The sequence below is a fragment of the Roseiconus lacunae genome (assembly GCF_008312935.1).
In the GTDB taxonomy this organism is placed as follows: domain Bacteria; phylum Planctomycetota; class Planctomycetia; order Pirellulales; family Pirellulaceae; genus Stieleria; species Stieleria lacunae.
The window spans coordinates 1,110,243-1,127,961 of the sequence record NZ_VSZO01000001.1 but is presented as its reverse complement, the minus strand read 5'-3'; the positions used below and the strand labels follow the sequence as shown (position 1 = coordinate 1,127,961).

Here is a 17,719-nt window from a genome sequence, read left to right as displayed (position 1 = left end):
TATCACCCGTGCTTTCTTAGGTCAGGGTTGACGTGCGCGATGGCCGAGGCGATTTCGTCCTCGGTCGGTTCAATGCCGAGGAATTCAATCAATTCGCCGATGATGCGATCTGGCTCAGCAGTCAGTTCGGCGAACTCGATCTTGAAGACCGGAACCTCTGGATGCAACTCGATGAATCGATCGCGGTGTTCCAGCAGACTCCGCTGCAATCGCTCGCACTCCTCATCGTCGGCAGCGAACCATTGACCGGCGTGCTTTCGGGAGCGATCTTGCAAACTGCGGATGGAGGCTTCGATGTCTCGGTTCACTGCAATGATGCGTAGTGAATCGCCGAGTCCCGCGTGCAGGTGCTCTGCGAAACGACACAGATGCGGGTACTTTCCTCCGGCAACCGTTTTGTCTCGGTTTGCTTCTGACTTCCGCGAGACGATCCAGGATTTCAGTTGCTGGGTCAGCTGCTGGTCACTGATCACCGGGTCGGTCGCTGGAAACCGCATGGCTTTCTCGCATAGCTGCGCGAGTCCAACCGCTTCGCCACCGCCGGTCGCCTCGTAGCCGCCGAGTTGGTTGCCCATGTGAACGCCCAGATGATGCATGACCATGGCAACACAGGAGGTGCCAGCGCGATGCGGCCCGAGAACCGCAAAGAATGGTGCGTCAGAATGATCAGCGTTACGGGCGTCGTTGAAAAACCGCGTCTGATTCCATTTCCGGCCGCAGATGTTTGATTTCGTCGGCAGCTGTCCCACCATCCAGCGATCGGGCGTATAGACGGCGATCGATTCCTTTTGAATGTTCTTGCCCTGGACGAGTGCTTCGTAGCGGCGTTGAATGAAGCGACCGAGGTGATGATCGATGTGGTGTTTGTGGTGCCAGTCGTTCCAGGTCAGGTGCCGATACAGCGCTTTCATGTTCTCGCGACCGCGGACCATGAAGGCGTGAGTGCGATTGACGTTGTAGGGACGATAGACATGTTCGCTGACCTTCTGCGGCGGATGTTTGCCGGCGTAGAGGTGCTGGCCGCCCAGGTAGGCCAGTCCCCAATCGGCCGGCAACTCATCGACGAATGCGGTGAAGCGTTCGGCAAAGTCTTCGGTGAATCCCGCGTCGTCTTCAAACACCACATACGAATCGATGTGTTCGGTTAGGCACTTTTCCAAGATCAACAGATGTGATCGATAACAGCCCCAGGCTCCGTTGCCGGCTCGCCATTGCGGCGGTGTGGCGACATGTCGGCCATCGATTGCCGGGAATCGCTCGGGTTCGGGCAATGGCCATGGATCGGGCAACTGTTCGAGCCATTCCCGCAACCGATCAGGCCGGCGGTCGAGGTTAATCAGGAAACAGCGATCAACGATCGACTGTGTCTTCAAGATCGTCGTTCGGCTCGGATGCCCCTTCGGGGAACTTTTGTTCGAACTTGCGGATGGCGGTGTTGACGAGTCCACAGGCGATTCGAGCCGTAAACCTTCCATGGGGCAGACCTCTTAATTGAGCTTCTTCAAGTAACCAGCCGACGATCGTGTCGATGTTGCGGCGACAGCCTTCCGCGCCCCAGTCGTTCATCGTGTCGACTCGGGTTTCGCAGTTGCACGTTTCGCTCGGCTTGGCAAACCACGCCAACATGCGTTTCAGTTCATTGCCAGGACCAGGACGAAAACGATCGATCTTGATCGTCTCGGGTTCATCACGCTCCGGTAGATAGTTGCGAAGCAGTGACTCGAGTTCGCGAGTGTCCCGTTTGCGGCGCTTCTTGTTGACCACCGCCATGCCGATCGTGACCAAGTTGATCGCTCTCGGGTTTTCGTTGGCTTGGCAGGCGTTGCACGCTGAAGGCGTCGTTCGGACCTTGCAGCCAGCCATTTGTCCGGCGACTTCACAGGCGTTGTCTTGGGTCAGGTGGGGACAGTGAATCATGCGGTCATCCCTGCAACTTGACCGTCGTAGGCTCCGGAACTGCTCGGCGGCTCGCCGGGATCTTCGCAGTCGCTATCGACTAATTCCCAACCGCAAGACCAGATCCAGGTGCTGTTGCACGGTTCGCTCGATCCGCTGCTGTCCTCGGACGGCGGTTCGCTGTCACTATGGCTCGGTCGTTCGGATCCTTCGCTGGATTCAGATCGACTTTCGCTGGGGCGATCGGAACTGTGGTCGCTGCTATGGCTTGGTCGATCGGAGTCAGAAGTTGATGGATGACTTTCTGACGGTGGTTCACTATCGCTTGCCGATGAATCACCGACACTGGGATCATCAATGCTGTCGCTGGGGCGGTCGCTATCGGAGGTTGATTGCGATCCGCTATCCGATTGCGATTTTGAACGGCTGTCGGACGCTGATTTGGAATCACTACCTGACTCGGATTCACTCGTTGATTGCGAGGCGGAACCGCTTAGTGAACCGGACTCGCTTAGAGATCCACTGACGGATACCGAGCCACTCCCCGAGTCGGACTGGCTGTAGGAGTGCGATTCGCTCGCGGACGATTCTCGCGAGTAGCTTGGTTCGCTTACCGATTCGCTTACCGATTCGCTTGTCGATTGCGAATGCGATTCACTCTCTGATTCGGATTTCGACTCGGATTGTGATTGGCTTGATTCCGATTCGCTGTGACTGCTTGCTGAAGCGGAGTAAGAGCGTGAATGGCTGGGCTGAGAATACGATTCGCTTGCAGATGCGCTGTGTGAGTCGCTTCCTGAATCGCTTCCCGACTCGCTTGATGCGGACTTGGATCCAGATGACGCAGAGACTGACTCGCTTGTGCTGGATAGTTCGCTATTGCTGGCTGAGCTGTACGAGTCGCTATCCGAATCACTCGATTCCGATCCCGACGAACTCGCCGACTGAGATCCGGAAGATGAATCGGATGAGTTTGATGACGAACTAGGTCCTGAGTAACTCGGCTCGCTGTAGGAGCGGCTCGATTCGCTTTCGCTCTGAGATTCGCTTGATTCAGATTCGCTGCTGCTTTGGGATGAATTGCTGGATGACGAATCGGAACTCGATGCATCGGACGATTCAGACTTCGAATCGGACGATTCCGACGAGTCAGAAGATGACGCTGAGCTGTCACTGGATGACTGACTTGACGAGTCCGAGGATCCGCTTGATGAACTCGATTCGCTGCTTTTGGATGAACTTGAATCACTCGATGAGGAACTGCTGCTGGATGATGACGAACTGGACGATGAGGAACTGCCGGAAGACGAGCTGGATGAACTCGATGACGAACTTGAGCTGGATTCCGACGAACTGACGGAACTGCTGGATGAGCTAGATCCTGATGATGACGATGAGCTGCTGGACGACGACGAAAGCGAGCTTGATGAAGAGCTAGAAAGCGAGCTGCTGGAACTCGACGAAAGACTGCTCGAGCTGGATGATTCCAGGCTGCTCGATGAACTTTGGCTGGACGATGCGCTGCTAGAGCTACTGCCAGACGACGAGTCACTTGATGATGAACTACCCGACGAGGAGCTGCTTGACGATGAGCTGCTGCTGGAGCTGGACGATGAACTGCTGGAGCTTGAACTACTGCCATCGCAGCAACGGCACCCAATCGTGAGGTAGGCCGAGGTGTCCTCATGGAAATGGCAAACGATCTGCTGCGATGCCAAGAGCGCGTAGTCGCAGACGTTGTAGACTGAAACGTTGACACCGATCGGTCGCCACTGCGTCCCGTCAAATCGCAGCTCGCGAGCCGTGCCCCAAGATTTGGCTTTGATTCTTTTGGTTGGTTTGCAGAGTAGCGTTTGCTTGGGCGGGTCAAGCACCCACGATTGGTTGCCGTCGAAGGTGACCGATAGATACTGGTCCCCGGCACCCTCGATTGGCCCGCGGATCCGCTGGGCCGAGTGATTCCGAGCAACGATGCGGACCCGTTCGCCGTCGACATCCAACACCGGTTCGATGTTGCCGGATTGGTCTAGTCGGTGGAGATCACATGTCCCGCTGCCGGTCGTCGTCCCCTGGCGGGCGCTGATGCCGCCGACCGGAACCTTGACCAAATGTGCGATGTCGGTCGGATGACCAACCCGGACGACTGCCCACTGCAAACCGGTTTCCGTCGGATTTCGTCGCCAGAGGATCTGGGCCGAACCCTCTGGTTTGGATTCCAGATAGAAGCTCGGCGACAGTGATGCGTCGGCAAAGTCATGCCAGGTCTTGGTGATATTGACTTGAGCCGCGACAACGCCATCGAAGACGACGCGACCAATTTTGTCTTCGGCGATCGGTTCGATCGCGACGCCCACGCGACCCGTGGAAGCACTCGCTCCAGGTTTGCCAACTTTGATTGTCGCATCACGGACGAATCGAGCGAGTTCGACCGGACCATCGAGCGGGTCGGTCAGTGGCTGAACGAATCCAGCCGCGCCACCAATCGGAATCGTCTGCGTTGTGATGTTGTGAACGCGAACCGTCGCCGCGTTCTGCAGGTATGTCCGTGGTCCGCCTCCACCGGGCAACCGATTCTTGTGCAGTGCATCGGCCGCCGCCAACAGCCGGTTGTACTCGGTGGCGGTGATATTGTACTGGTCGCCGGGGCGAACTCGTCGTGTCATCAGTTGATGCCCAGCGCGTTAGAGTTGCCCTCCGGATAGACTTGCTCGACGTAGGCCGCGGCCGGACGGCGTAGAACGCGATCGCCGACCACCTCTTCATCATGCCGGACCCACAAGTAGTCCCATCCCCGCTTACTGATTCCCGAGATCGCGCCGACGGACAACGCCGGTTGGTTGGGACGCGCGGCGAAGTGATAAGTGATGTCGACCCAATTCTGTTCGTCTTCGCCACCGTCGGCTCCGAGAAACAGAGCTTCGCCGGGAGCGAAAATGGACCAGTCGGTCGAGTTCGTGCGGCCAGTCATTGCCACAACGGCCAGCAAATAGGCGGTCGAAACCCACTCGAACTTCTTTCGCACCGAGAACTCGAATGCCGGTACGGTCACGTCGACGCCTTCGACACCGGAATCGCTGACGCCGATCGCGCCCTGGTAGATCGGAGCGACCTTGCCCGGTGCGGGATAGATTCCGCGGGTGCCGAGGGATTGATTGAGGTGCGTGGTTGCTCCGGTCGTGTTGAACGAGACCGGATCGAGCTTGGTCTTATTGATGGTGACGCTCACCAACGCGTGCTTGGCGTTGATGAACTCGGCGTCGATCTGCAAATACGGAATCAGGTCCGGGAAGTTGGCTTTGTAATAGCCGTAGGCGGCGCTGGCAGCCGCCGCCGGATCGACTGCGCCACCGTTGGTCGCAACATAGGCGACGAAGTCCGAATGCGATTTTCCTCGCGATGCCTTCTCGGAGAGCGCCGCGGTCTCGAAATTGTATCCGCCGGCCGAAAAGCTCATCAGCTAAACACCAAGCCTCCGGACTTCGATCGTTCGACCAACCGACGTGTGTTTTCTGCGGTCGCGATGATCGCCCGTTTCATGTCCTCCGTAATGCCATCGCCGGACGAAGCGGGGAGTTGCAAGCGAGACGTGGCACCACTGAGTGCCAGGTCGAATTCGGTGAGCGACTGACGGACCGAGGCGAAAGCTTCGTTGATCGACGCAACATCCAGGGCCGGTTCGTCAGCTTCCGGCTCCACTTCTGCCAATGCCTCGACGACAGGTTTATCTTCCTCCGGAATTTTCAGCTGCGGCGCCGCGATTACCTCCTCGTCCAACGGTTCGATTGGATCCAGTTTCAGAGGTTCCAGCTTTCTCGCACTGCTGCCGAGTCCCAGTCCTCGCGAATCGAAGTTGCCTGCCGTTTCGACTTGCGCCGTGCTGTCGGGACCATCCGCGAATCGATCGATTGATGCTTGAGCATCAGGATCGATTCCGAGCTTTAGATCCTTAGGATTCGGAGGTTGCAATTCGGGATCATCGATCCCGGGGAGATCGACCGGGGGAATATCGATGTCATCGGGATTGATCGGTTCAGGCAACGCCGGCGGTTTCGGCGGCTTGGCAAAGTCAGGTAGGGAACCAGGTTCATCGGTACGGTCAGATGGTGCGGTCGCATTGTTCGCCCGATCAATGGCGGCCTCGAAATCTGCTTGTGCTGCCGCGATCTTATCCTCGCGTTCCTTTTGGCGATCGCCCAACTCATTCGCACGTGCTGCCTCACGAGCCGCCTTGGACTCGGCCCGCATTTGGTCGAGAGTGGATTGGACGCCGTTTGTGGTGTCGTCGATCAGTTGCTGTCGTCGAGCCTGAGCAGAATCGTTTTCCCGGAACTGTTGCTGTTTCGACTGATCGACGACCGCATTCTTTGCATCGGTCTCCGCATCGATCGCTCGCACTTCCGCATCGAGATCACGACCTTCACGGGCTTTACGCCGTGCTTCGAGTTGAGCCGCGATGCCCTTTTGCATCTCGATGCGGTTGGCTTCGATCTGCTGTTTCCGCTTCGATCGTCGCTGTTGCCGCTCAATGATTGCCTGGTTGCGACGTTGTTGCTCCGCCGCTTCGGCCGCGCGGGTATCGGCGTCGATCTTGGCCATTTCGACGTCGACATTGATATCGTCATCGAACAGAGCTTTGAGTTTGATCCATGCCTTCTTGAGGAAGCCGACCGTCGAATTCCACATCGACTTCACTTGGCCGACAAACACGGTCCATGTGTCGGCCAAGTAGTCGACTGTTTCGACCCATGCTTTCTCAACGCCAGCCAGGGCATTGATCAGCACGCCACCGACTTGCACGGCGACGTCGCCGGCGATATCGACTAATTCATGAAGCTTGAGAAATCCCTTCTTCAGAAAGCCAATCGTATTGTTCCAGCCTTTCTGGACTGCGGTAGTCAGAATGGTCCAACCGTCGGCCATGAATCCGAGCGTTTCATTCCACACACCCGCCAATCCAGACAACGCACCGATGAGTACGTCACCAATGGCATAGGCCGAGTCCGCCCAGACATCCGCAATGTACTGAGTGAACTCGGACCATTTGGTTTGCAAAAAGGTAGTGCCCTTGATCCATTGGAGTTTCAGGTACGACCAAAGCACATCAGTGGCCGCGGTGATATCGCCCGCCGCCAGCGCGTTGGCGATAGCACCGAAGGCGGCCAACGTTTCCGCTTTAAGGACTTCGAAGACGCTGCCCAGATACTCAATGGCCTTGCCAGCGATGCCGGTTGAATACAGGAAATAGCCACCGAGGGCCGCGATTGCAGCGACGACCAGCCCCAGCGGAGTGAACAACATCCCGACAGCACTGACAATGACGCCGATGGAGGCACCAATGAAACTAAAGATGCTGGCCAAGCCTCCAACGGCGAAGGATGCCGCGGCGGCAAACGAACCAAGCGTGAATAGTGCGGCGCCGATTCCGATGATGGCTACCGCACTTGCCGCCGCAATCTTGACAATCTTTTGATTCTTATTGATCCACTCAATCACCCCTGAAGCAGCCCGGCTAAACGCATTGACCATGTTGGTGACGCTACCTTCGAGCGATTCACCGATTGCGATGGCAACACCCTCGATCGAAGATTTGAGGATCCGAAACGCACCGCCCAGACCGCCTTCCATCTCCTCGGATGTCTTAGCCGCAATCCCGCCGGCGTTCTGTAGTTCTTGGTACAGCTCACGCGTATCAGCAACCGATTTTCCGATGGAACTGGCGGCCGTGATGCCCAGCAACCCGAAGACTTCGTTGAGCTTTTCCGCCTTCTCGGCCGTGCCCATGTTCGCGGTCGCCGCAGCGACTTCGCCCAGGATGTCGACCAGCGATCGGGCGTTGCCCTTGACATCCTTGGTTGCCACACCGAAGACGGCTTGGAATTTCTCAGATTCCGCCGCGCTGATCGTCAGCAATCGACGCATGGCGTTACCTGCCGATGAACCTTGGATGCCCATGTTGCCGAGCGTTCCAAGCACCGCCAGGGTTTCTTCAAGGCTCATGTTGGCATCGGCGGCAACGGGACCGGCATACGACAAGGCTTCGCCGAGCGACTCCACCGTGTTGAACGATTTGTTCGCCGCGGCGGTCAATCCGTCGGCAACGCGCGTTGCTTCGCCGGCTTCCATGCTAAATTGCCGGATGGTGGCGGCCATGATGCCGGAGGCCTGCGTGGCGTCGGTGCCGGTCGCGCGAGCCATATTCATCACCGCGGCGGTCATTCTCTCGATCTGTTCCGGCTTGAAACCGGCACGACCGAGTTCGGTTATCAGCGAGGCAACTTCGCTGGCCGAGTAGCTAGTTGTTGCACCAAGCTTCTTGGCGGTATTGCGCAGCGACTCCAGCTGCGCTTCCGTCGCCTGTGTGATCGCCGCGACACCCCGCATGGCATCGTCAAAGTTGGAAAAGATCGCCACGCTGCCTCCCAGAGGAGCTGCTGCAGCGGTGCCGAGTCCCATGAGTTTCGTGCCGAGCAAACGAGTTGATTGCCCGAACGATTGCAGTCGCTTTTGAGCCGATCGAAGCCCCTTCACGAATGCTGCATCCTTGGTCAGCAGTTCGACGTAGGCGGCTCCGGCTCTGACTTGGGACATAGGGAATGGCTGCTTGCTAGAAGCGTGTGACTAGAAGGTGTGAACACCGCACCGAGAAGTGTCGCAACTTGTTCGACAGTTGCTTGGGCGGGCACTGGCTTGGAGGCCGTGTACGGATTAAAGTCATCGGGCTTGAACGGCTTGCGACGGCGCCGGCGATCGCGATTGATCTCAGCGGTCAATGCCATAACGCTCGAGGCGATGTTCCAATCGTGGCGTCGCCGAGCGTCCGCCATTTGCATCAGTTGGCGCAGGGTGAGTGGTCCTGGGTCGACTCCGACGACGCCGGCGAGTTCGATGACGATGCGTTCAACGTCGGCACCCCGAGTTTCTGTTCGAGGTCGCTCACGATCGAATCCACCAGTGTCGGATCGTCCAGCCTCCGCTCGATCGCCTCCAGTCCCCGTGTTTCGATCATCCGCTGTTTGTCGGCCGCCTTCCGTAGAAGACGGCGACGGGACTCCGGGAAGTAGGCCACCAATGCATCAACGACCGCTTTGCAGGCTTCATCAATGGCGTCACCCGCCAAGCCTTCGGCGAATGCTTCATCGTCAACGTCCTGCTGATCCGCTTGGGGTTTGCAGATCGCGAACAGAACGTCGCCTAGCAACAACGGATCCGTCGCCAACCGGTTGATCAAATCGCCGTCGATCGCGTCGAGCAAGCGAACATCGGTGAGTGTTTTCACACGGCGAAGCGTCGTGTTGTCGATATCGACGATCCAAACCCGACCACGACGATCAATGAATTTTTGCATGGAAGTCCGTCATATACCTGAAATTGTGTAGATTTATTGCTTAGCGAGATGTCATTTACAGCAAGGATAGTGCAGCAAATGAAGAGCAATGAGCCGATTGCAGTGACCCCCGAGCCTCCTTATTACTCTGTCGTCTTCACATCATGTCGGACTGATGATGACGATGGCGGATATGCCGTAGCGGCGAAGCGGATGATTGAACTGGCGGCTCAACAGGACGGATTTCTCGGTGTAGAAAGTGTCCGGGACACGACGCGTGTCGGAATCACCGTTTCGTATTGGCGAGACCTCGATTCGATACACAAATGGCATCAGGTGTCTGAACACAAAGAGGCTCAGTTGCTTGGAAGATCCAAGTGGTACGAGTCTTTCTCCGTCCGTGTTTGTCGCGTAGAGCGAGAGTATCGGTTTGATCGCGGCGACTAGATGTCGAACCGTGTTCTTAATTCATCCAGTCAAGTCAATTGTGAGGAAACTAATCAAGGTCCACTTGCACCCACATTCATTCCGCCGCCGGATGAAGACTGTGTCGGCTTAAGTGTGACATCAGCCGAGACGACCTCTTCCAGGTTCTGGTTGACGTTGAAGTTCATGACTTCGCACGTCAGCGCGAGCGCACCGCCTGCATCTGAAATGCCGACATCGCACGGCGTGCCGCTGCTCCACAGTCCCTGAAGCATGCCGAACGAGGTGTCGCCGTTCTTGTTGAGCACGGTGAACTCGATCGAGGCATCCTTCAGCGTACCCACGGTGGCTCGCCAGCCGTTGTTGGCCCGCGTCGAAGCATCGGCCTCGGCCTTTTCTAAGTTGACCGTCAGGTCTTTGACGTTCTTGATCTCGGCGCCATCGATAGTGAGAACGGCGTCGAGACCGAGGACTACTTCAGCTGACATAAGGTTTCTCGCGAGTTACTTCACACTGTCACGCCAGAACTTGGGCAAGCGTGATTGATTAGCTTCGAGGGCGGGCCGCATGAATGGGCGTTTCGGATAACGACGTGGCTTTGATGCACCGCGACGTTCGTTTTCAGCTTCGATCAGTCGGGTTGCACGGTTGGCTTGGGCACCGGTCAGTAGCTTCGTTCGAGCGAACTTGCCAGGCCGGATGACTCGAATCGGACCGTGTTCACCGACGCGGAAGCGATGACGTTTGAGTTTGCGGCGCTTCGTGGAAACGCCTCCAAACTCGTGCAGGTTCCACAGTCGGCCAGCAATCTCGTTGACCGGCCCGACGACGGCTTCTTCGCGATCCCGATTCACCTCGTAGCGAATCACCCGACGGAGCATGCCGGTCTGCGTGTGCGGCGGTGATCCGGGGCTGGATGGCTTCTTGCGTTTGCGGATCGACCGCTTGGCGGTCAGTCGAATCGTACCGGCCGCGTGCCCGAGTGACCGAAAGTTGGCGGCCTGAACTTTCTTTTGGACCTGGTCTTGGTTGAATCGGACACGAGTCCGGATATGGATCACTTGGCCAGTTCAAACGTAAGTGTCAGTAGGCTTGTGAACTGATTGAACTGCGTCCAGTGTTCGGCGGAGTAGAGCACTGCGTTCTCGACCTTAACGCAGCGGGCGGCGACGAAGGAGTTGAGCCGTTTGAGGCGAAAGTAGTCGGCCAATTCCTCGACAAAGAAGACAAGCGGGTCGATCTCTTTAGCGTCACCCTTGGAAAACTTCTTCTGGACCGCTACGTCGATGGTTGCGTGGAACTTGTTGCTGACTCGATCGAGTGGTAGGTATTCGACTTCGCGTGGCACCACAGTGACTCGCAGTTCCTTCATGTCTTCGAGGTCGAAGTTGGGAACATAGAGTCGTTGGGCTGCGAGGTTCTTCTTGCTGAAGTCGCCGGCGTTGATCTCGGCGACAACACTCTCGGCGATCTGAATGACGGTGGCGGGAGTCGCGGTCATGAAAGAGTATCAACCAGTTTGGTGTGGATGCGAAGTTTGACCCGAAAGGGATCGCTGTATCGCCACGGCGGCTCGTTGCCAATCGACATCAACTCGTAGACGAACGTTGTGTCACCGTCCGTTTCGAGAATGCGATCGCCGCGTCGCGGCCAAGTACCGATGGAACTATTGAGCAGGTCTTTGGAGTTGATCAGAAAGTCACGGACTTGGGCTCGCGAGATAATGCCTTCGCCATCGTCCTGCTCGTATTCTGACTTTCCGATCGTTGCCGGAAGCTCGACCGACAGTTCATCGCGTTGGTATGAAACCATGCGTGATGCGTGTTTGGTCAGCTTCTCAGAGAGCCACGCCTGACCGCGTGCAAGCAGGTCGCTCACGATTTGGTGGACCGTGATGTGGCTGCCGGCTTCGCCTTCAACAGCGTTGCGGCTTTTTCGCCCAACTCTTCACGCCAGGCTTCATCGGCGCGACGTTGATATTCGTCGGCGATCGCTTCGGCTTCTTCGTTGAGCTGTTGTTGCCGGTAGTTGGTCGGGCGGACGAACGGCTGGGTGAAGTTGAGATTGTTGCCGTCTCGGTCGCGTTTCTTTGACGGGAGCAAGGCCACCGCAACGAGCACCAGGACGACAACAGTTGCAATTCCAAGAATCATGAGCCTTACATGCCTCGCTTGATGAGAATGAATCCGAGCAGAATGATCGCGACGACAATCAACGCCAGGGTCGCCAGTTCGCCGGCACCCGCCCAGATGAATGCGTTGCGTCCACCGGAATCGCGGTCAAAGAGTGGTTCGCGATCACGGTCTCGATCACGATCGAACGGTCGCCACGTTGGTTCCGTCGGTTCGATCGGACAGTAACCATCGGGACAGTCTTCCGGAGAGAGTTGAAGCGTCGGTGAGATCGCCGAATCCCAAGAGTAGCCGCGTGACTTCAGAGCGCCAGTCTTCTGAGCTTGACGAGTTTGCTGATAGAGTTCGTAACCGTGTCGCAGGTCGTCGAATAGTTCCGCCGGAGTCGACGGCAACATCGTGTAGCCGGCGGCATGGACGTGACCACCGCTCGAATCCTGGAAGAGGACGACCGGAAACTGGCTGGCCGGGACAATGTCCGCATAGCGAGTCTTGTAGAGGGCATTGCTTTCGGTATAGACCTGAAACTCGCAGCTCTGTCGGAGCTTCGATAGCTTGACGTCCTCGTTGAACCAGTCCAGCAGTTGCTGACTCTTCGCGTCGTTGCCGACGAACAAGGCGATTTGGTATCGCTTCGTCGCAGTTTCTGCGGCTGTGTTACCGGCGGAGTTCGTTGGCGTGACGATGATCGGCGCAGGAACCGTCGGTGCGGGCACGGTTGCTGGGGTTGGCGTCGACGGGCGAACAACTGGCGTGGCAGGGACCACGCGATACGGTCGCAGTGTCGGTCGCACAACTGGCGGACAAGGTGGCGGGCAGTATCCAGATTGCTGCTTGAGTTCCCCTTGTGCGTCGAGGTTCACCTGAGCGGGTTCGGGCAGTTTTTCAATCTGCCGGCCAGCCGGCGGAGTTGGTCTCGCCGTGGGAAGTCGCCAGTCATCATTGGTTTGCGGTTGGGGCGTTCGGTGCAATGCCGTGAAGACTGCACCCAGCAAGACGGCATGCAGGACCGCCACCACGATCAGGCCGACGCTCAGCCGGATCCGAATTTCATCCTTCATCAATGACCTCATAACTTCGATAGGGCAAGGAACTGGCGGGGTCTTCCATAACGGTCAGTGCGAATCCGCCGTAACCCGCCCAGAGGCGTACAAACTGTTCTCGTGGCGTGAGCTCAAAGCGGCCGGGATAGTTGTTGTCGAGGATCGCGGCGTACTGCTGACCATTTCGCTCGACCCAACCGACGAAGGTGCAGCAATGTGCGGGCTTCCACCAAAGGATCGCGCCGCGTCGTGTTGCGTTGGCCCAGTCGAGGAAGCGAGGGTCAGCTTTAATCGTGTAGCTGTAGTCGATGCCAGCCGCATCGAGCCGGTTTCGCAAACGCGTGTCCCACTCACCGTCGCTGTAGGTCGCTCGCCAACGTTCACCGAGTTCAAACTCGTTGAGCCATCGCAAGTGATTGACCAGCGACGCGTGAACGCAACTGCCCTGATTCAGTCGGCCAGTCCAATTGCGTTGATGCAACTGCGGCGGCAGGTTGGCGATGGGCTGTTCCGGTGGCGGGGCCGGCAACGGTCGCACTTGCACATCGCGTTGCGGTAGACAACCCGTGCAGACGATGAGAGCACATAGCAAGACGAGAGATCGCAACTTGGCATCCATGCGAAATAAGACCTGATGCAAGATTACTGAAGCAGCCGAACTCGGACGGTCGGTGTGCTGGGCGGAGCATCTTCGACCGAGACTCCGATCATCGAATGCTCGTACTGGTTCTTGATCACGTGATGGCTAATCTCGGACCAGTAGAGAATCGTGCCGGCGGGAATGTTCGTGGTTGGATCTTTGACTAGGCTGAAGACGCCGCGAACCGTGACGCTGCCACGAGCACCCGCATAGATACCGAACTTGGCGACGCCTACCAGTTTGTTCAGAACGACAACGTCACCCGGTGCGATGTCGACATCTGGCACGAATGGAATAGTGTCACCTTCATGAACGAAGTTGACCCCAGCGGGAACGATAATGGCGTTGCTCACGTGGCTTCATCACTTGGTTGATCACTGGCTGAGACGAACGCGGACAAACTCGTCGGTCGCGGCAACATCGTCGACGACCTTGCCCAGATACACCGTGTTCGTGTCAATCAAAGTGATGATGCCGTCGTTCGTGGCATACACCTTCTGACCCGCCGAGTACTCATCCTCGCTGGCCATGGCTTTCGGGAAATCGAAGACGCCTTCAACGGCAATCGAGCCAAGCACGTCCGCCTTGAGGTCGCGTTTGGTGATGCCGACCAAGTCGCCTTGAATGACGATTGATCCAACCGGAACGTCGACATCGGGCGTGAAGTCAACGTGTTTGCCGTCGTGAACGAATTGAGCTTGCATGGGATTCCAGTTAAGAAGCTGAGAAATCGAGAATCAGGTGGGATCGCAGCGAGCACTACTCGCCGGCGACCTTCACGGCGGCGCGGTGATCTTGAGAGTTCACGCCGAAGTCGATGTAGGAGCGGAAGCCCATGCCGAGCGTGTTTGGAGGCATTTCCACGCGCTCGATGACCGGCGTCCGGCGACCGTTGAGGAACACAATCTCAAACGCTGGAAGGACTCGCGGGTTGGCGAAGAGGTACCAGGCTGTGCTAGACGCACCTTGGTAGTAGGAGTCCGAAAGATGCGGCGTTGAAATGACGCGATACTTGTTACGGTGTGGGTTGTCGACCGGAATCTTGGTCGGCGACCCTTGTGCGTAGATCATCAACTGGGCCGAGCCCATCAACAGTTCCGCTTCGGTTTCTAATTCGACTGGCACCACCAAGTATTCGGGCCGAATGTTGATAGGCTTCTGGTCCTTGGGTTTGCCACCCGGACCAGCCTTTTGTTTACGGAAAGTCGTTTTGGCGACGGTAAGACTGTCCGGTCCGAACTTGGTGTCTGGCCCCTGCAAGAAGTTGGCGTTCGCCGAGGAGAAGAATCCCGAGTTCTTCAGCAACAGTGTGAAGAACAAATCATCGATCGACTCAGCACCGGAGCGTCCCATTTGGCGTGGGATGTCCATGAAGGCGTTGAGATCATCGTTGATAATGTCGTGCCGAGTCAGTGTGAGGATCTGACCGTAGGTGTCGGCCTTGTTCGTGAACTTCTGGTCCGACAGTTTTCCATGCTTGAGCTCGCCGTCGGGAGCGACCTGTTCGAAGCCGCCAGTACCAAGGAGTCGATAGCGTGAAACCTCTTTGAAATCGGAGACGGTACCGACACTGCATAGATCGAACGCGGCGATCGGCGTGTTCTGGTAAGCCGCGAGCAACGTCTTGTTCATGACGTTTTCCATAATGCTCGGCAAGCTCATCGACGAAAAACCGGCGCGGATGGTTTCAGTTCCGTCGCCAAACACACGCGGAACGTCGATGCCTTCGCTGCGTGCACACTCGGCGACGAGTTCCTTCAAGCCGATGTGGCGGAGCGGGTTTGCGGCTTCGAGTGTTCGCTCGCCATAGCTGGCCAACAGCGTCTTTTCATCGATACCAACGGACAGACAAGCGGCCGCTTCGAGAACCTCGCGGTTGTACCGCGGCGAGTGTTGCGATTGATCGGGAGCTTTGGGGCGTTCGCTGCGTAACACGGTGAGTTCCGTTTTCGTGACCGACCAGCCTTGCTTGATCGCATCGGCCTCGATGGTGGGATGCTTGTCGCCGCAGAGCTTGCGAATGCCGGCGATGCGACGTGACTCGGCAGCGGCCTCGGCACGCATCTGCTCGACGGCCGAAAGCGATTGAGATTGCGGTTTGGCTTTCGGCTTCGTGGGCATTTCGAGACTCGCATTGACAGGTTCGAGGTTGTCGTTGTTTTCTTCGTCGCTGGTTTCAGGATCGTCCTCATCTGATTGGCCGGCGGCGACGCGGGCTTCGGTGTTGTCGTCGGCACCAAGTGCGACAAAGGAGACTTCACCAAGAGTGGACTTGCGGGCGATGTAGAGTGGGCCGGAATGATCACGCCCGTTGGCTTTGGCCGTTTTGCCTTCCGGGATGAAGACCACTTTGTCGGCGGTGGCCCCGAGCGACGCCTGCCACGGGAAACCGTTTTCGCTGGTCGCGATCACTTCTTGGGCCGTCACGCCGACTCCGGAAATGACACCAGCAACCTCCAGTGATCGATCGCTGATCTTGATATCGTCGGTGTGGCCGACGATTGATCCGCGGTCGTGGTCTTTGAGAATCGGTCGAGACTTTCGAGTCACACGCAGACCAGCCAGGTCAACGACGACTGGATAAGGCCAACCGCCCAGTCGCATCGCACCGCCGGTGTAAGCCACCATCGAAAACTTCCGCAGTGCCGGCTTGTCGTCGCCTTCGATCGGCGGATCAGCGGCGGCAAGCGTGATCGTCGCGGCGTCATCGCAGACGATACGCAGCGAACTGGGGACGGATTCGGATTCCGCTTCAAGCGGTTTGGGGTTCAGTGTCTTCGGCATGGTCTTCCGTGACTTCGGGTTCGGATGAAGAATCAGTTTCGGACTCGATCGTCAGACCGAGGTCACGCATCAGGGCGATCTCTTTCGCACGTTGTTTGAGTTCCGTCTCCCAGTCACGCCCCTACCGCGCAAATTCGATAGCCAGAGTTGTCGTATGACTGGCGAGACGGATCTTTTGGGCATTGGCTTCTTTGGCGGGATCGACATGTTCGTGTCCGTCCCAGAACCATTGGTGCTCGAACGTGGAGTCGAGCGTACGAAGCGAATTGGGCAGATAGCCCTCGATGAGAATGGCTTCGCGAAGCCAAGCGTGCAGGATGCGGTCGAGTACCACGCGGGCGAGTTGTGATTGCTCGACCCGAATCGATTTAAAGTAGGTCTGGTGGTCGAGCCGCCCACTGGCGTAGTTGTAGCCCGACGAATTCCCAGCAGCGACATTGAACGGCATGTTCAAACAACGCGCGATCTCGTTGAGGATCTCTTTCTTAAACTCGCTGTACGTGGTCGATGGCTGCTCACTCTTCATTTGAGCCATCTTCCAGCCACCGGGCATCGTCAGCAGCATTCGTTTTTCGAGTTCGATCGGCTCGACAGGTTCGGCCGCATCGGCTTCACCATTGGCCGGCGCATCGGTGTAAAGGATGCCGGCGAATTCAGCTGCCGTTTCCGCCGCGGCCAGGACCGCTAGAGTGGATCGCCTCAGTTGTGCAAATAGCGGCAGCGCCGGCGTGATGTCCGGGATGCCGCGAATCTGTCCAGGACGGTCGCAGCGAAAATAGTGGACGACGTCGGCGGCTGGCACTGTGTCGTATTCATCATCTAGCACAAAGAAGCCGTCGCCGGGATGGTTCTTCAGCACGTCGTACGCGACCGGATTGCCATCGGCATCGAATTGGATGCCATCCAGGTAGCGACGTGTGTCGGGTGCGAGTGTCGGCGAAGCAACTTGATCGGCTTCAATCAGACGCAGATCCAGATTCACCGGAGTCTCTAGTCGCTCATTGCTGGTAAGCAGCCCAAACGATTCCCCGTCTGCCACCCGGGCCAATCGCATCGTTCGCAGCTTTTCCGCTAAACCAACCGCTTCACACCAAGCAATGAACTCCGTTTCAACAAATCGATTCGCCGCATCATCCGCGGTGAGCATCTGCAACCGCGGTCCGGTCCCAACGACATCGTTGGCAAGCGTCAGCGTGATACCGCGAGCGTAACTGTTATTCGCGACCTCGTACCGCGATCGATTGCGGAGTGTTCGTCGGACGTCGGGACTGTTGGCTGCGGAGGCTGAAAGCCCGTCGGCTCGCGACCAATGTTTGATATTGTCGAGTGTCGTGTTTGCAGCGTCATACTTGGCACGCAAACGGGAGAAGAAGGGCTGCCGGGGCGAGCGTCCAGAGGCGACGGAGCGATGGAGTCCTCCGCCGCGCAATTGCTCGATGATCCCTGACAAATGTTTCAGCATCCGTGCTGTTTC

Annotated in this window: 20 protein-coding genes; 4 read left to right on the top strand and 16 right to left on the bottom strand. The window is 57.4% G+C overall.

Annotated elements, in window-relative coordinates; translation table 11 throughout:
* Positions 1-2: 2 nt before the first annotated feature.
* Positions 3-1,373 carry a glycosyltransferase family 25 protein gene (locus tag FYC48_RS04165; protein WP_235034055.1) on the bottom strand — a complete coding sequence of 457 codons (1,371 nt, stop codon included), beginning with the start codon at positions 1,371-1,373 and terminating at the stop codon, positions 3-5.
* Positions 1,351-1,917: a hypothetical protein gene (locus tag FYC48_RS04160; protein ID WP_149495392.1), complete on the bottom strand. Its 567-nt coding sequence runs from the start codon at positions 1,915-1,917 to the stop codon at positions 1,351-1,353. Before FYC48_RS04160 ends, FYC48_RS04165 begins: the two co-directional genes overlap by 23 nt.
* A gap of 271 nt (positions 1,918-2,188) precedes the next feature.
* Between FYC48_RS04160 and FYC48_RS04155 the strand changes: the two genes are divergently transcribed.
* The 3 genes from FYC48_RS04155 (at position 2,189) to FYC48_RS04145 (ending at position 4,598) form a co-directional block, all read left to right on the top strand.
* Positions 2,189-2,422 carry a hypothetical protein gene (locus FYC48_RS04155; protein ID WP_149495391.1) on the top strand — a complete coding sequence of 78 codons (234 nt, stop codon included), beginning with the start codon at positions 2,189-2,191 and terminating at the stop codon, positions 2,420-2,422.
* Between the two features lie 704 nt (positions 2,423-3,126).
* Positions 3,127-3,567, top strand: coding sequence for a hypothetical protein (locus FYC48_RS04150; protein WP_149495390.1), 441 nt, complete (start codon positions 3,127-3,129; stop codon positions 3,565-3,567).
* A gap of 584 nt (positions 3,568-4,151) precedes the next feature.
* The gene (locus FYC48_RS04145; RefSeq protein ID WP_149495389.1) at positions 4,152-4,598 is read left to right on the top strand and encodes a hypothetical protein; all 447 of its coding nucleotides are present in this window, start codon (positions 4,152-4,154) and stop codon (positions 4,596-4,598) included.
* Here the strand turns inward: FYC48_RS04145 and FYC48_RS04140 are convergent.
* From FYC48_RS04140 to FYC48_RS04130, 3 genes are all read right to left on the bottom strand, one after another.
* A complete protein-coding gene (locus tag FYC48_RS04140; protein WP_149495388.1) occupies positions 4,559-5,350 on the bottom strand; it encodes a hypothetical protein in 792 nt (263 codons plus the stop codon). The two genes, FYC48_RS04145 and FYC48_RS04140, sit on opposite strands and share 40 nt — an antisense overlap.
* Positions 5,350-8,484 carry a phage tail tape measure protein gene (locus FYC48_RS04135; RefSeq protein WP_149495387.1) on the bottom strand — a complete coding sequence of 1,045 codons (3,135 nt, stop codon included), beginning with the start codon at positions 8,482-8,484 and terminating at the stop codon, positions 5,350-5,352. Before FYC48_RS04135 ends, FYC48_RS04140 begins: the two co-directional genes overlap by 1 nt.
* A gap of 241 nt (positions 8,485-8,725) precedes the next feature.
* Entirely contained in the window at positions 8,726-9,241 is a 516-nt protein-coding gene (locus FYC48_RS04130; protein WP_149495386.1) for a hypothetical protein, read from the bottom strand.
* A 78-nt stretch (positions 9,242-9,319) separates the two neighbouring features.
* Here FYC48_RS04130 and FYC48_RS04125 point away from each other — a divergent pair, with 78 nt between their 5' ends.
* Positions 9,320-9,667 (top strand): antibiotic biosynthesis monooxygenase family protein, encoded by a 348-nt coding sequence (locus FYC48_RS04125; protein ID WP_149495385.1) that lies wholly within the window; start codon positions 9,320-9,322, stop codon positions 9,665-9,667.
* A 53-nt stretch (positions 9,668-9,720) separates the two neighbouring features.
* On the opposite strand, the gene FYC48_RS04120 is transcribed toward FYC48_RS04125, so the two are convergent.
* The 11 genes from FYC48_RS04120 to FYC48_RS04070 form a co-directional block, all read right to left on the bottom strand.
* Complete coding sequence (locus FYC48_RS04120; RefSeq protein WP_149495384.1) at positions 9,721-10,134, bottom strand: hypothetical protein; 414 nt, start codon at positions 10,132-10,134, stop codon at positions 9,721-9,723.
* Between the two features lie 15 nt (positions 10,135-10,149).
* Positions 10,150-10,707 carry a hypothetical protein gene (locus tag FYC48_RS04115; protein WP_149495383.1) on the bottom strand — a complete coding sequence of 186 codons (558 nt, stop codon included), beginning with the start codon at positions 10,705-10,707 and terminating at the stop codon, positions 10,150-10,152.
* Positions 10,704-11,147, bottom strand: coding sequence for a hypothetical protein (locus FYC48_RS04110; RefSeq protein WP_149495382.1), 444 nt, complete (start codon positions 11,145-11,147; stop codon positions 10,704-10,706). Before FYC48_RS04110 ends, FYC48_RS04115 begins: the two co-directional genes overlap by 4 nt.
* The gene (locus FYC48_RS04105) at positions 11,144-11,524 is read right to left on the bottom strand and encodes a hypothetical protein (RefSeq protein WP_149495381.1); all 381 of its coding nucleotides are present in this window, start codon (positions 11,522-11,524) and stop codon (positions 11,144-11,146) included. Before FYC48_RS04105 ends, FYC48_RS04110 begins: the two co-directional genes overlap by 4 nt.
* Positions 11,521-11,799: a hypothetical protein gene (locus FYC48_RS04100; protein WP_149495380.1), complete on the bottom strand. Its 279-nt coding sequence runs from the start codon at positions 11,797-11,799 to the stop codon at positions 11,521-11,523. The genes FYC48_RS04105 and FYC48_RS04100 overlap by 4 nt, the downstream gene beginning before the upstream one ends.
* Positions 11,800-11,804: 5 nt before the next feature.
* Positions 11,805-12,839, bottom strand: a complete 1,035-nt coding sequence (locus tag FYC48_RS04095; protein ID WP_149495379.1) for a hypothetical protein — start codon at positions 12,837-12,839, stop codon at positions 11,805-11,807.
* On the bottom strand, positions 12,829-13,359 hold the full coding sequence (locus FYC48_RS04090; RefSeq protein WP_235034054.1) for a hypothetical protein: 531 nt from the start codon (positions 13,357-13,359) through the stop codon (positions 12,829-12,831). The genes FYC48_RS04095 and FYC48_RS04090 overlap by 11 nt, the downstream gene beginning before the upstream one ends.
* A gap of 104 nt (positions 13,360-13,463) precedes the next feature.
* Positions 13,464-13,814, bottom strand: a complete 351-nt coding sequence (locus tag FYC48_RS04085; RefSeq protein ID WP_149495377.1) for a DUF2190 family protein — start codon at positions 13,812-13,814, stop codon at positions 13,464-13,466.
* Between the two features lie 21 nt (positions 13,815-13,835).
* Positions 13,836-14,165 carry a DUF2190 family protein gene (locus FYC48_RS04080; RefSeq protein WP_149495376.1) on the bottom strand — a complete coding sequence of 110 codons (330 nt, stop codon included), beginning with the start codon at positions 14,163-14,165 and terminating at the stop codon, positions 13,836-13,838.
* Positions 14,166-14,220: 55 nt separating this feature from the next.
* A complete protein-coding gene (locus FYC48_RS04075; protein ID WP_149495375.1) occupies positions 14,221-16,245 on the bottom strand; it encodes a phage major capsid protein in 2,025 nt (674 codons plus the stop codon).
* A gap of 121 nt (positions 16,246-16,366) precedes the next feature.
* A complete protein-coding gene (locus tag FYC48_RS04070; RefSeq protein WP_149495374.1) occupies positions 16,367-17,707 on the bottom strand; it encodes a phage portal protein in 1,341 nt (446 codons plus the stop codon).
* Positions 17,708-17,719 lie beyond the last annotated feature (12 nt).

Coding starts and splice junctions, on each gene's coding strand:
- FYC48_RS04100 (WP_149495380.1), bottom strand. CDS start 11,799: ATGATTCTTGGAATTGCAACTGTTGTCGTCCTGGTGCTCGTTGCGGTG.
- FYC48_RS04070 (WP_149495374.1), bottom strand. CDS start 17,707: ATGCTGAAACATTTGTCAGGGATCATCGAGCAATTGCGCGGCGGAGGA.
- FYC48_RS04080 (WP_149495376.1), bottom strand. CDS start 14,165: ATGCAAGCTCAATTCGTTCACGACGGCAAACACGTTGACTTCACGCCC.
- FYC48_RS04130 (WP_149495386.1), bottom strand. CDS start 9,241: ATGCAAAAATTCATTGATCGTCGTGGTCGGGTTTGGATCGTCGATATC.
- FYC48_RS04075 (WP_149495375.1), bottom strand. CDS start 16,245: ATGCCGAAGACACTGAACCCCAAACCGCTTGAAGCGGAATCCGAATCC.
- FYC48_RS04125 (WP_149495385.1), top strand. CDS start 9,320: ATGAAGAGCAATGAGCCGATTGCAGTGACCCCCGAGCCTCCTTATTAC.
- FYC48_RS04135 (WP_149495387.1), bottom strand. CDS start 8,484: ATGTCCCAAGTCAGAGCCGGAGCCGCCTACGTCGAACTGCTGACCAAG.
- FYC48_RS04145 (WP_149495389.1), top strand. CDS start 4,152: ATGCCAGGTCTTGGTGATATTGACTTGAGCCGCGACAACGCCATCGAA.
- FYC48_RS04095 (WP_149495379.1), bottom strand. CDS start 12,839: ATGAAGGATGAAATTCGGATCCGGCTGAGCGTCGGCCTGATCGTGGTG.
- FYC48_RS04120 (WP_149495384.1), bottom strand. CDS start 10,134: ATGTCAGCTGAAGTAGTCCTCGGTCTCGACGCCGTTCTCACTATCGAT.
- FYC48_RS04110 (WP_149495382.1), bottom strand. CDS start 11,147: ATGACCGCGACTCCCGCCACCGTCATTCAGATCGCCGAGAGTGTTGTC.
- FYC48_RS04160 (WP_149495392.1), bottom strand. CDS start 1,917: ATGATTCACTGTCCCCACCTGACCCAAGACAACGCCTGTGAAGTCGCC.
- FYC48_RS04140 (WP_149495388.1), bottom strand. CDS start 5,350: ATGAGCTTTTCGGCCGGCGGATACAATTTCGAGACCGCGGCGCTCTCC.
- FYC48_RS04155 (WP_149495391.1), top strand. CDS start 2,189: ATGGATGACTTTCTGACGGTGGTTCACTATCGCTTGCCGATGAATCAC.